Origin of the sequence: Raineyella sp. LH-20, from assembly GCF_033110965.1 — a bacterium.
In the GTDB taxonomy this organism is placed as follows: domain Bacteria; phylum Actinomycetota; class Actinomycetes; order Propionibacteriales; family Propionibacteriaceae; genus Raineyella.
In genome coordinates this window covers 1,553,253-1,566,543 of record NZ_CP137003.1, presented here as the reverse complement: position 1 = coordinate 1,566,543, position 13,291 = coordinate 1,553,253, and the positions used below count along the sequence as shown (strand labels likewise).

Annotated in this window: 9 protein-coding genes; 7 read left to right on the top strand and 2 right to left on the bottom strand. The window is 70.1% G+C overall.

Annotated features, from left to right (window positions below):
• Positions 1-56 precede the first annotated feature (56 nt).
• Positions 57-338 (top strand): HU family DNA-binding protein, encoded by a 282-nt coding sequence (locus tag R0146_RS06815; RefSeq protein WP_317692108.1) that lies wholly within the window; start codon positions 57-59, stop codon positions 336-338.
• A gap of 173 nt (positions 339-511) precedes the next feature.
• On the opposite strand, the gene R0146_RS06810 is transcribed toward R0146_RS06815, so the two are convergent.
• A complete protein-coding gene (locus tag R0146_RS06810; protein ID WP_317692107.1) occupies positions 512-1,897 on the bottom strand; it encodes an MFS transporter in 1,386 nt (461 codons plus the stop codon).
• Here R0146_RS06810 and R0146_RS06805 point away from each other — a divergent pair.
• The 6 genes from R0146_RS06805 to R0146_RS06780 all read left to right on the top strand — a co-directional run bounded on the left by R0146_RS06805 (position 1,896) and on the right by R0146_RS06780 (position 12,252).
• Entirely contained in the window at positions 1,896-4,217 is a 2,322-nt protein-coding gene (locus tag R0146_RS06805) for a carbon starvation CstA family protein (protein WP_317692106.1), read from the top strand. The genes R0146_RS06810 and R0146_RS06805 overlap by 2 nt on opposite strands.
• Complete coding sequence (locus tag R0146_RS06800) at positions 4,214-4,483, top strand: YbdD/YjiX family protein (protein WP_317692105.1); 270 nt, start codon at positions 4,214-4,216, stop codon at positions 4,481-4,483. Before R0146_RS06805 ends, R0146_RS06800 begins: the two co-directional genes overlap by 4 nt.
• Positions 4,484-4,588: 105 nt before the next feature.
• Positions 4,589-5,785, top strand: a complete 1,197-nt coding sequence (locus R0146_RS06795) for an ROK family transcriptional regulator (protein WP_317692104.1) — start codon at positions 4,589-4,591, stop codon at positions 5,783-5,785.
• Positions 5,786-5,952: 167 nt separating this feature from the next.
• Positions 5,953-7,647 (top strand): NAD(P)-binding protein, encoded by a 1,695-nt coding sequence (locus tag R0146_RS06790; RefSeq protein WP_317692103.1) that lies wholly within the window; start codon positions 5,953-5,955, stop codon positions 7,645-7,647.
• Complete coding sequence (gene nifJ / locus R0146_RS06785; RefSeq protein WP_317692102.1) at positions 7,647-11,237, top strand: pyruvate:ferredoxin (flavodoxin) oxidoreductase; 3,591 nt, start codon at positions 7,647-7,649, stop codon at positions 11,235-11,237. The genes R0146_RS06790 and nifJ overlap by 1 nt, the downstream gene beginning before the upstream one ends.
• Positions 11,238-11,241: 4 nt before the next feature.
• Positions 11,242-12,252, top strand: coding sequence for a dihydroorotate dehydrogenase-like protein (locus R0146_RS06780; protein WP_317692101.1), 1,011 nt, complete (start codon positions 11,242-11,244; stop codon positions 12,250-12,252).
• A gap of 219 nt (positions 12,253-12,471) precedes the next feature.
• Here the strand turns inward: R0146_RS06780 and R0146_RS06775 are convergent, their stop codons facing one another.
• Positions 12,472-13,158 (bottom strand): hemerythrin domain-containing protein, encoded by a 687-nt coding sequence (locus R0146_RS06775; protein WP_317692100.1) that lies wholly within the window; start codon positions 13,156-13,158, stop codon positions 12,472-12,474.
• Positions 13,159-13,291 lie beyond the last annotated feature (133 nt).

Below are 13,291 nucleotides of genomic sequence, written 5' to 3'. Positions count from 1 at the left end.
CGAACCGTGCCGGGGTCGTCCGCGACCACGTCTCGGACCATCACTGAAGGAGACACATGAACCGCACCGAACTCGTGGCGGCCGTCGCCGAGCGCGCCGGACTGTCCAAGGAAGACGCCAACCGCGCCATCACCGCCCTCGACGACGTCCTCCAGGACGCCGCCCGCGGCGGCCAGAAGGTCCAGATCCCCGGCCTGCTGACCCTCGAGGTCGTCGATCGCGCCGCCCGCAGCGGCCGTAACCCCCGCACCGGCGAGACCATGGAGATCGCCGCCAAGCGGGCCGTCCGCCTCACCCCCGGCGCCGCGCTGAAGCGCGCCGCCAACGGCGAGGACTGATCCCCGCAGGCGTCACACCGACGCTTGCTTCCGATCCCCCAACGCGGCGGCGGTCTGCATCATCGTGCGGCCCGCCGCCGCAGCCTCATCGTGCGGCACCGCCTCATCATGCGGCACAGCACCGTCATGCGGCACAGCCTCATCGTGCGGCACAGCAGCGTCATGCGGCACCCTCATCGTGCGACCCGCCGCCGCAGGGTCGGCGCCGCCGTCACCGCCACCAGTACGGCGAGCACGGCCCCGGCCAGCGTCACGGCGAAACCGCCCGTCGATCCGGCGCGGTCCAGCCCGAGGCCGGCCAGACTGGACCCCAGCGACACCCCGGCATTGATCGACGTCGCGACCCAGGCGAATCCCTCGGTGACCCGTTCGGCCGGCACCAGGTGCTGCACCAGCGTCTGCCCGGCGACGAAGGTCGGCGACAGCATCAGCCCGGTGAGGAACATCAACCCGGCCAGCACCTCGATCGAGGTCGCGAAGAAGAACGATCCGGCCCCCAGCCCGATCAGCACGGTCCCGGCCGCGAAGTGCTGCCACGGCGCGCCGCGCCACCGACGGGCACCGTAGACGAACCCGGCGACGAACGAACCGAGGGAGAACACCAGCAGCGCCGGTCCCGCCGCGGAGGGCCGGCCGAGTTCCGTGGCGTACGCCACCGTGGACACGTCCACCCCGCCGAAGACGATCCCCAGCATCAGGTACGCCGCGAAGACCAGCCAGAGCACCCGGATCCGCAGCAACGACCCGGCCCCGTCTCCCCGCACCGGGGCGCCGGCGGGCGGTGGTTCGGTCTCCCGCTGGGCGAGGAAGGCCCAGCCGCCGACGATCTGGACGCCCGACGCAAGGACCAGCGGCAGCCAGGGGGCGACCGCGCTGGCCAACCCGGTGGCCAGCACCGGCCCCACCATGAAGGCGATCTCGTCCAACGCGGCTTCCATCGCGAACGCGGTGTGCAGTTGGCTCGCCGAGCGCGCCACGTGGGTCCACCGGGCCCGCACCAGCGTGGGCATCGAGCCCTGCGCCCCGCCGGCGACCAGGGCCAGGACGACCAGCACCGCCCCCGGCGCGTGATGGGCGGCGGCGTACGCCACGCCGAGGCCGGCCAGCCCGGACAAGGTGACCGCGGGCAGCATCACCCGGGACTGCCCGTGCCGGTCCACGGCCCGCGACAGCTGGGGCGCCCCGATCGCCACCGCGAGCACGTACGCTGCGGTCGTTGCTCCGCCGAGGGCATATGATCCGTATCCGGACGAGATCAGTATGACCATCGCCAGGCCGGTCATGCCGATCGGAAGGCGGGCCATCACCCCCGCCAGGGAGAATCGCCACGCACCGGGCAGACCAAGGACTTCTCGGTATCGATCGAGCACCACGACATGGTGCCACCGCGGCGATCCACCACCCGACGTCCTCCCCCGGCCCCGGTCACCCCGGGTGCCCGTACGATGCGGCGATCCTGCGTCCTCCGGGGAGGGTGCCAGCGTCCGCTCTGCCTTTTCCCTTCCCGGGCCGCCGCACCGTCGTTGTCGCGGCGTCCCGACGACGACAGGAGCCGTCATGTCCCCCACCCGCGACGCGGGTCAGAAACTGAAGACCGACCCGTCCCTGCCCCCGGTCGCGGTGATCGAACCGTCGGGCATCTCCACCGGCCAGAAGATCCTCTTCACCGTCCTCGGCATCATCGGCGCGATCGCCTGGTACTTCATCGCCTCGCTGCGGGACGAACACGTGAGCGCGGTGTGGTTCGTGCTCGCCGCGGTCTGCACGTACCTGATCTTCCTGCGCTTCTACTCCACGCTGATCGAACGCAAGATCCACCGCCCGGACGACACCCGGGCGACCCCCGCCGAGGAGTACGCCAACGGGCGCGACTTCGAGCCGACCAACCGGTCGGTCCTCTTCGGCCACCACTTCGCCGCCATCGCCGGCGCCGGGCCGCTGGTCGGGCCGGTCCTTGCCGCCCAGATGGGCTACCTGCCGGGCACGATCTGGATCATCGTCGGCGTGGTGCTCGCCGGCGCGGTCCAGGACTACATGGTGCTGCACCTGTCGATCCGGCGGAACGGCCGCTCGCTCGGCCAGATGGCCCGCGACGAACTCGGCACCGTCGGCGGTTGGTTCGCGATCATCGGCGTCCTCACCATCATGATCATCCTGATCGCGGTGCTCGCGATCGTCATCATCGGCGCCTTGGCGTCGTCCCCGTGGGGCGTCTTCTCCATCGCGATGACCATCCCGATCGCCTTCCTGATGGGCCTCTACATGCGCTATCTGCGGCCCGGCAAGGTCGGCGAGGCATCGCTGATCGGCGTGGTGCTGCTGGTGGCGGCCATCGCCGGCGGGTCGCTGGTCAACTCCCACCCGGTGCTGGCGCAGATCTTCACCCTGACCCCGGTCCAGTTGGCGTACGCCATCGCCATCTACGGCTTCCTCGCCGCGATCCTGCCGGTGTGGCTGTTGCTCGCCCCGCGCGACTACCTGTCCACCTTCATGAAGGTCGGCACGATCGTCTTCCTGGCGCTGGCGATCCTGGTCGTCCGCCCGGTGATGTCGATGCCGGCGGTCACCCACTTCGCCCTGGACGGCACCGGCCCGGCGTTCGCCGGCAACCTGTTCCCGTTCCTGTTCATCACCATCGCCTGCGGCGCACTGTCCGGTTTCCACTCGCTGATCTCCTCGGGCACCACCCCGAAGATGATCCAGAAGGAGTCGCAGGCGCGGATCATCGGCTACGGCGGCATGCTCACCGAGTCGTTCGTGGCGATCTCCGCGCTGATCACTGCGGCGGTGATCGACCAACACCTCTACTTCGGCATGAACGCCCCGCTCGGCCTGACCGGCGGCAGCCCGGCCAGCGCCGCGGCGTACACCAACGGCCTGCAGCTGACCACCGGCACCGGCGCACCGCTGGCCCCGGCCACCCCGGACCTGTTCGCCCGGGCGGCAGCAGAGGTCGGGGAGAAGTCGATCATCTCCCGGACCGGCGGCGCACCGACCCTCGCCCTCGGGATGGCGCACATCCTCAGCCAGATCCCGATCGTCGGCGCGGCGAAGGCCTTCTGGTACCACTTCGCGGTGATGTTCGAGGCGCTGTTCATCCTCACCACGGTCGATGCCGGCACCCGGGTGGCCCGCTTCATGCTGTCCGACTCGCTGGCCAACATCCCCGGCTGGCGACGATTCCGCGATCCGTCCTGGCGGCCGGGGGCGTGGCTCTGCACCGCCCTGGTGGTGCTCGGCTGGGGTTCCATCGTGGTGATGGGCGTCACCGACCCGTTGGGCGGCATCAACATGCTCTTCCCGCTCTTCGGCATCGCGAACCAGCTGCTCGCGGCGATCGCGCTCACCGTGGTGTTCACCGTGGTGATGAAGAAGGGGCTGTTCCGCTGGGCCTGGATCCCCGCGCTGCCGCTGCTGTGGGACCTCTTCATCACGATGTGGGCGTCCTGGCAGAAGATCTTCTCCGCCGACCCGAAGATCGGCTACTGGGCGCTGAACGCGGCGGCCCGCGCCGCCCGGGCCAAGGGTGCGCAGACCTTCCAGACCGCGAAGACCCCGCACGAGATCGACATGGTCATCCGCAACACCACGGTCCAGGGCACCCTGTCGATCCTGTACGCCGGGCTGGTGCTGATCGTCTTCGCGGTCGGCGTGGCGATCGCCGTCCGGGCGGTCCGACGGGGCGGCCTGCCCGACGCCGAGGCCGAGGGCGTGCCGTCGCGGATCTTCGCGCCGGCCGGGTTCGTGCCCACCGCGCTGGAGAAGGAGGTGCTGGCCGAGTGGCAGGTCGCCGGTCTCGACCCGTCCGGCGATGACCGGCTGCCGGGCATGCACCACACCAGCCGCCAGGAGATCGTCCAGGAGGAGAACCAGCTGTGACCGGCGCCCGGTTCGCCGTCAGCACGGAACCGGCACGGGGCGACGGTTCCACGCCGACCCGCCCGACCGGGGACGGCACGGTCGTCCGGCGCGCCTGGCGGGGCGCGGTGGCGATCGTGCGTGGCCTGTCCGGACTCGACAAGTACGACCGCTATGTCGAGCACCGGCGGCGCACCCATCCCGACGAGCCGATGCTCTCCGAGGCCGAGTTCTGGCGGTGCTCGTGGGAGGCCGAGGGCCGGGACCCCTCCGCGCGCTGCTGCTGAGGCGGCGTACCGGCTGTGAGGGTCGTACGGTCGGTGCCCGCCGGGGTGCCGACCGTACGCCGCCGGGCGATGTCACCGGGATGTCGCCCGTGGTTTACTTTCCGCATGTCGTCGACCAATGAAGGTTCTCCGGAGGGTTTCGGCCCCGGTGGTTCGCAGTCGGCGCTGCGCAGCGCCAACGAGGCCCGGGTCCTGGAGGCGCTGCGCAGCCGCGGCGCACTGACCCAGGCAGAGCTGGCCCGACGGACGTCGCTGGCCCCCTCGACCGTCTCCAAGATCGTGCACACCCTGCTCGAGGCGGGCGTGGTGGACATGGAGACCGACAAACAGGGCCGGCGCGGCCAGTTGGTCGCCCTGTCGTCCTCCGCCGGGCTGGTCGCCGGGATCGACATGGGCCGTGACCACGTGCACGTCGCCCTGGCGGACCTGGCCCACCAGGTGGTCGCGGAGCAGCACCGTACGCTCCCCCATGGTCATTCGCTCACCAAGGGGCTCGGCGCCGCCGACGACATCCTCACCTCCCTGCTGGACGGGCTCGGGCAGCCTCGCACCCGGGTGATCAGCGCCTGTCTGTCGATCCCCGCTCCGGTGGACGCCGACGGGTCGATCAGCGCCTCCACCCTGATGCCCGGCTGGAACGGGGTCAACCTGGCCAGCAGCGCCGAGGAGGTGCTCGGCCTGCCGGTGCTGGTCGAGAACGATGCCAACCTGGGCGCGGTCGGCGAGGCCACCTGGGGCGCCGGCCGCGACATCCGCAACCTCGTCTACCTCAAGATGGCCAACGGCATCGGCGCCGGGCTGATCCTCAACGGGGAGATCTTCCGCGGCGCGACCGGGTCGGCCGGCGAGCTCGGCCACACCACGGTCGTCGAGTCCGGCGCGATGTGTCAGTGCGGCAACCGCGGCTGCCTGGAGACGGTGGCCAGCTCGGCCCACGTCATCGACCTGCTTGCCCCCACCCGCGGCCGGATGACCATCCCGCGGATCGTCGAGCTCGCCCGCGAGGGCGACCCCGGCTGCCGGCGGGTGCTCGGCGACACCGGCCGGGTGGCCGGCCTGGCCGTCGCCAACCTCTGCAACATCGTCAACCCGCAGTTGCTCATCGTGGGCGGCGAGCTGTCCGCCGCCGAGGAGCTGCTGCTGGACCCGATGCGGCAGTCCGTACGCCTGCATGGGATCCCCGGCGCCGTACGCTCCCTGGAGATCGTCCGGGCCGAGCTGGGCGCCCGCGCCCACGTGCTCGGCGCGGTGGCGCACGCGCTGGCGAACGTCACCCCCGAGGCCCTCACGGCCACATCCTGAAAGCCCCCGCAACGAGAGATTCATCACATCGCGCGGCGTGCCATCCGGCCGCCACCAGCCCGCGGGATCCGTCCGGCACGACCCCCGGAGGCCGTCGGCGGACAAACTGTGAATTGTCCGCAAACCTGTGTGCCAAGAGGTACGACAGTCAGTAGTAATGTGGCGCCATGCAGAGCCGCAAGGACGTCACCAAGCTCCCCGACCTCGGCGCTACGCAAGGACGGGTCACCCCCCAGCGATCTCGCCGACCGGTCTATGTGGACCTGCTCCCCCCGTGCAATGCGGGCTGCCCCGCCGGTGAGAACATCCAGAACTGGCTGTATCTGATCAAGCAGGACCGGGCGTACGACGCCTGGCGCCAGCTGACGGACGACAACCCCTTCCCGGCCATCCACGGCCGCGTGTGTTACCACCCGTGTGAGGTCGCCTGCAATCGGGCGGAGCTCGACCAATCCGTCTCGATCCACGCCGTCGAGCGCTATCTCGGCGACCTGGCGATCGAACGCGGGTGGAACTTCGACAGACCGAGCCATCCCAGTGGCAACAAGGTGCTGGTGATCGGTGCCGGCCCGTCCGGGCTCTCCGCCGCCTATCACCTGGCCCGGCTCGGCCACCATGTCGAGATCCGCGACGCCTCCGACAAGCCCGGCGGCATGATGCGCTGGGGCATCCCGGAGTACCGGCTGCCCCGCGACGTCCTGGACGCCGAGATCGCCCGGCTGGTCACCCTGGGCGTCACCATCAGCTGCAACCACCCGGTGCACGACCTGGCCCTGGAGATGGCCGAGGGCGGGTTCGACGCCTGCTTCATCGCGATCGGCGCCCACCTGTCCAAGAAGGTCGACATCCCGGCCCAGGACACCTCCAAGATGGTCGACGCGGTCTCCTTCCTGCGCGATGTGGCCGGCGGCGGACGGCCGCTGATCGGCCGCAAGGTGGCCGTCTACGGCGGCGGCAACACCGCCATGGACGCGGCCCGCACGGCCCGCCGGCTCGGTGCCGACGAGACCACGATCATCTACCGCCGCACCCGCGAGCAGATGCCGGCGCACGCCGACGAGGCGGAGGCCGCCGAGCGCGAGGGCGTCCGGATCAACTGGCTGCAGACCATCACCGAGGTGGGGGACGACCTCACCGTCGAGATCATGGAACTCGGCGACGACGGCCGCCCGCGCGGCACCGGCCGGTTCGAGAAGCTCGACGCCGACACCGTCATCATGGCCGTCGGCCAGAAGCCGGACACCGGCTTCCTGCACAACATCCGCGGCCTGCGGTTCGAGGACGACACGCTGCAGGTCGACCCGCAGACGCTGATGTCCGACGTCCCCGGCATCTTCGCCGGCGGCGACGCGGTCCCCTCGGAGCGTACGGTCACCGTCGGCACCGGCCACGGCAAGCGGGCCGCGCACAACATCCACATGTACCTCACCCAGGGACAGGTCGCCGACGCCCCCAAGCACCCGAAGGCCACCTTCGACAAGCTCAACCTGTGGTACTTCCGCGACAGCGACTCCCAGCGCACCCAGCCGGAACTCGACGCGGAGACCCGGCTGTCCGACTTCGGTGAGATCGTCGGCGGGCTGACCCCCGACCAGGCGTTGTTCGAGGCGCAGCGCTGCCTGTCCTGCGGCAACTGCTTCGAGTGCAACGGCTGCCTGGGCGCCTGCCCCGAGGACGCCGTGATCCGGCTCGGCAAGGGCCACCGCTACCGCTTCGACTACGACAAGTGCACGGGCTGCGCCACCTGCGTCGAGCAGTGCCCGGTCCATGCGATCGAGATGGTGCCCGAGGGGGTCGCGCTGCCGCCCGACCTGGCGGCCGCCGCACAGTCCCACGAGGCCTCGACCAGGATTGGACTCTGATGCGCAAGATCATCGACGGTAACGAGGCCGCCGCCTCGGTGGCCTACCGACTCAACGAACTCTGTTCCATCTACCCGATCACCCCGTCGTCGACGATGGCCGAACTGTGCGACGAATGGTCCGCGAAGGGCCTGCGCAACGTCTGGGACACCGTGCCCAGCGTGATCGAGATGCAGTCCGAGGGCGGCGCCGCCGGCGCCATGCACGGCGCCCTGCAGGGCGGTGCGATGAGCACCACCTTCACTGCCTCGCAGGGCCTGCTGCTGATGATCCCGAACATGTACAAGATCGCCGGCGAGCTGACCTCCACGGTCTTCCACGTCGCCGCCCGGGCGCTCGCCACCCAGGGCCTGTCGATCTTCGGTGACCACCAGGACGTGATGGCGGTCCGGCAGACCGGCTTCGCGCTGCTCGCCTCCTGCTCCCCACAGGAGGCCCACGACATGGCGGCGGTCGCCGAGATCGCCACGCTGCGCTCCCGGGTGCCGTTCCTGCACTTCTTCGACGGGTTCCGTACGTCGCACGAGCTGAACACCGTCGAGATGCTCTCCGACGACGACCTGCGCGCCCTGGTGCCCAAGGAGCTCGTCCGCGAGCACCGCCGCCGCGCCCTCGACCCGGAGCACCCGTTCATCCGCGGCACCGCGCAGAACCCGGACGTCTACTTCCAGGCCCGGGAGTCGTCGAACAGCTACTACCAGGCGGTGCCCGGCATCGTCGCCGCGGCGATGGACGAGTTCGCCGAGCGGATCGGTCGTCGCTACGACCTGGTGGAGTACACCGGCGCGCCCGACGCCGACCGGGTGATCGTGCTGATGGGCTCGGCGGTGCACACCGCCCGGGCCACCGCCGAGTACCTCAACGCGCACGGCCAGAAGGTCGGCGTGATCAACGTCCGGCTCTACCGGCCGTTCCCGACCGCCGAACTGCTCGCCGCGATCCCGGCGACCGCCCAGCGGATCGCCGTGCTGGACCGCACCAAGGAGCCCGGCTCCAACGGTGAGCCGTTGTTCCTCGACGTGGTCACCGCGCTCGGCGAGGCGTACGCCACCGGCGCCCGGGCCACCATGCCGCGGGTCCACGGCGGCCGCTACGGCCTGGGCTCCAAGGACGTCACCCCGGCGATGCTGGTCGGCGTCTTCGACGAGCTGGCCGCCGACGAGCCGCGGCCGCGGTTCACCGTCGGCATCGACGACGACGTCACCCACCTGTCCGTGGCGTACGACGCCGACCTCGACATCGAGGACCCGCAGACCCGCCGCGCGGTGTTCTACGGCATCGGCTCCGACGGCACCGTCGGCGCGAACAAGAACACCATCAAGATCCTCGGTGCCGATGACGACCGCTACGCCCAGGGCTACTTCGTCTACGACTCGAAGAAGTCCGGCTCGCGGACCACCTCCCACCTGCGCTTCGGCCCCAAGCCGATCGACGCGCCGTACCTGGTGGCCAAGGCCGACTTCATCGGCATCCACCATTGGTCGATCCTGGAGAACGTCGACACCCTGACCTTCGCCCGGCGCGGCACCGTACTGCTGCTCAACAGCCCGTACGGCGTCGACGAGGTCTGGGACCGGCTGCCGAAGCCGATGCAGGAGACGATCCTGGCCAAGGACCTCGAGGTGTACGTCATCGACGCCACCGCGGTGGCCCGCAGCGCCGGCATGGGCAACCGGACCAACACCGTCCTGCAGGCCTGCTACTTCGCGATCTCCGGGGTGCTGCCGAGGGACGAGGCGCTCACCCGGATCAAGGCGTCGATCACCAAGACCTACTCCCGCAAGGGCGAGGACGTGGTGAAGAAGAACCACGCCGCGGTCGACATGGCCGTGGAGCATCTGCACAAGGTGACGATCCACGGCCAGGTCACCTCCGACCACGGTCTGCGCAACCCGATCCCTGCCGACGCGCCGGAGTTCGTCCGTACGGTCACTTCGGTGATGATGGCCGACCGCGGTGACACGCTGCCGGTCAGCGCGCTGCCGGTCGACGGCACCTACCCGTCGGGGACCACGCAGTACGAGAAGCGCAACGTCTCCGAGATCGTCGCCGAGTGGGACCCGGAGACCTGCATCCAGTGCGGCAACTGCTCGATCGTGTGCCCTCACGGTGTGATCCGGTCGAAGTTCTACGCCCCCGAGCTGCTGGAGAACGCCCCGGAGGGCTTCCAGTCCGCCGAGCTGGCCGCCGCCGGCCTGCCGAACACCCGCTTCACCCTGCAGGTGTTCGCCGAGGACTGCACCGGCTGTGGGCTGTGCACCGAGGCCTGCCCGGTCTCCCCGCTGGGTCAGCCGCAGAAGAAGGCGATCAACCTCACCCACGTGCTGCCGCGGCTGGAGCAGGAGAAGGAGAACATCGAGTTCTTCAAGACGCTGCCGACCAACAACCGCACCCGGGTGGACTTCGGGACCGTCCGCGGCACCCAGTTCCTGGAGCCGCTGTTCGAGTTCTCCGGAGCCTGCAGCGGCTGCGGCGAGACGCCGTACGTCAAGCTGCTCACCCAGCTCTTCGGTGACCGGGCGACCGTCGCCAACGCCACCGGCTGTTCGTCGATCTACGGCGGCAACCTGCCGACCACCCCGTGGGCGAAGAACGCCGAGGGCCGCGGCCCCGCCTGGTCGAACAGCCTGTTCGAGGACAATGCGGAGTTCGGTCTGGGGCTGCGGTTGGCCGCGGACGTGCACACCGCCCAGGCCCGCAAGATGACCGGCGAGCTGCGCGAGCTGGCCGGCGGCGACCTGGTCGACTCCCTGCTCGAGGCACCGCAGTTCAGCGAGTCCGACTTCGCCTCCCAGCGCGCCCGGGTGGACCTGCTGAAGGCCCGCCTCGACGAGCTGGAGGCCGGCGGACTGGACGCCTACCACCAGGAGAAGGTCGACAATCTGCGGTCGGTGGTCGATCACCTGATCCGCCGGTCGGTGTGGATCGTCGGCGGTGACGGCTGGGCCTTCGACATCGGATCGGGCGGTCTGGACCATGTGCTGGCCTCCGGGCGCGACGTCAACGTCCTGGTGCTCGACACCGAGGTCTACTCCAACACCGGCGGCCAGGCCTCGAAGGCCTCCCCGCTGGGCGCGGTGGCGAAGTTCGCCACGGCCGGCAAGGTGACCCAGTCGAAGGACCTGGCGATGCAGGCGATCGCGTACGGCAACGTGTACGTCGCCCGGGTCGCGATGGGTGCCGACCCGCAGCAGACACTGCGGGCGTTCCGTGAGGCGGAGGCCTACAACGGCCCGTCGCTGATCCTGGCGTACAGCCACTGCATCGCGCACGGCATCGACATGCGCAAGGGCCTCGACCAGCAGTATCTTGCGGTGAACACCGGTCACTGGCCGCTGATGCGTTACAACCCGGTGATCCGCGACGAGGGTGGCAACCCGTTCCTGCTCGACTCCCAGCGCCCGCGGATCCCGCTGCGGGAGTACCGCTCCAAGGAACTGCGCTTCCGGATGTTGCAGAAGTCCGACCCCGCGGAGGCCGAGCGGCTGCTCGAGCTCGGCCAGGAGTCGGCCGACCGACGCTGGCAGTCGTACGAGGAAATGGCCACCCGCGGCGCCGACCGGTTCGCCGCGGACGCACGAAAGGGATGATGAGATGAACCTCAGCACGACGTACCTCGGGCTGCCGCTGCGCAACCCGCTGGTCGCCTCGGCCGGTCCGCTGTCGCAGACGGTGGACGGGATCCGGCGCCTCGCTGACGGCGGGGTCGGTGCGGTCGTGCTCTACTCGGTGTTCGAGGAGCAGATCCGGCGGCAGGCCGAGCTGGACCTGGCCCTCGAGGAGCAGCACGCCGATGCCTTCGGGGAGGCCCTGTCGTACTTCCCCGACCTGCCCGGGGTGGCCGGCGATGACGTGCCGTCGGCCTACCTGCGGCTCCTCGAGGAGGGCGCGACGGTGGCGGGGGTGCCGGTCATCGGGTCGATCAACGGGTCGACCCAGGGCGGCTGGACGCAGTACGCGCGCCAGCTGCAGGACGCCGGTGCCGCCGCGATCGAGCTCAACATCTACTTCGTGGTGGGCGACCTGTCGCTGTCCGGCCGCGACGTGGAGGAGCGCCACCTGGACATCGTCCGGTCGGTGAAGCAGGCGGTGTCGATCCCGGTCGCGGTGAAGCTGTCGCCGTACTTCAGCTCGGTCGGCAACATGTGCCTGCAGCTGGCCGACGCCGGTGCGGACGGTCTGGTGCTGTTCAACCGCTTCCTGCAGCCGGAGATCGACATCGACGCCGTCGACGTCGAGCCGGACGTGGTGTTGTCGTCGCAGTACGAGGGCCGGCTGCCGCGCACCTGGATCGCCGCGCTGCGCGGCCGGGTGGGCTGCTCGTTGGCCGCCACCTCGGGCGTACGCGACGCGGACGACCTGGTCCGCAACCTGCTGGCCGGGGCCGACGTGGTGATGAGCACCTCCGCCCTGGTGCGCAACGGCTCCGAATACGGCCGCCAGTTGCTCAACGGCCTGGAGGACTGGATGGAGACCAAGGGCTTCGACTCCCTCGACGCGTTCCGCGGTCAGCTGTCGGTGCGCCACGACGACGAGAACGCCTACCAGCGGGCCGGCTACATCACCGCTCTGGAGAAGGCCAGGACCGTCTACGGGGCGCTCTGACGGTCGCTCCGTGAGGTGTGCACGTCGGGCCCGGCGCCGGGATTTCCTGGTGACCGGGCCCGACGTGCGTGAGCCCTGACCAGGGGGCTCGCAGATCACGCGGTCGCCTGTCCAGGCCCAAGAATGTGGCACAGACCATACAACCCTCCAGGTGGACCTATTGTCACTCACGTGTGGGCTCGTCCGAAGGGACGGCCCCACACGTGGGTGCGGTGCGGGCTACCGCGACACGGGCGTCGGCCACGCGGCCTGCTGCTCGATCGACAGCGCCGGGACCGCATCGGCAGGGGTGCCGCCCCAAGCACGCCGACGCCGGCGACGGTAGCTGCCGCCGAAGATCGCCTTGAGGGCGAGCTCCTGCACCTTGGACACGTTCGCCATGATGATCGCGGCGTCGTCGGGGGTCTGGGAGTCGACGAGCCACAGACCGTACGCCGCACGCTGGGCCGGGGACAGATCATCGACCCAGGCACGTCGCTCCATCTCGTGCCACCGGGCATGGGTCACCGATCGGCTGACCAACGGCATCGCCTCTCGTTCTTCTCGGGCCAGATGGGACAGCAAGGGCGCCTCCAACGCCGTGATCGCCGCCAGCACCTCGGACGCCGACGCCCGGCCGTCGGCGAACCGGCCGGCCACATCGGTCAACACGTCCATGGGCGGGTGGATCACCTCGTGTTCCTCGCCCATCCGCCGGATCAGGTCACGCGCCAGCGGGTCGTCGGCCGGCAGGTTGGGGTAGATCTCCCTGTCCTCCCCGGCGTGATGGTGGAGGATGAACTCCACCAGCCATTGCAGCTCGAAGGCCACGGCGCGGCGGCGCTGCTGCGTCAGCGTCCCGGGGGTGGCGAGGACGAGTCGGGCCCGGACCAGCGTGCGGCGCATCGCCGAATGAGCGATGGTCATGCTGCGGGTGTCGGTAGGCCCTGATGGATCGATGGTCATGATGTCCCCTGGTTGTCGAGGGTCTCCTCGAGGAGGCTCAGATGGATGGGATCATCGACGTCCGGCGGGTGCGGCAAGAGCACCGTGTCGTACG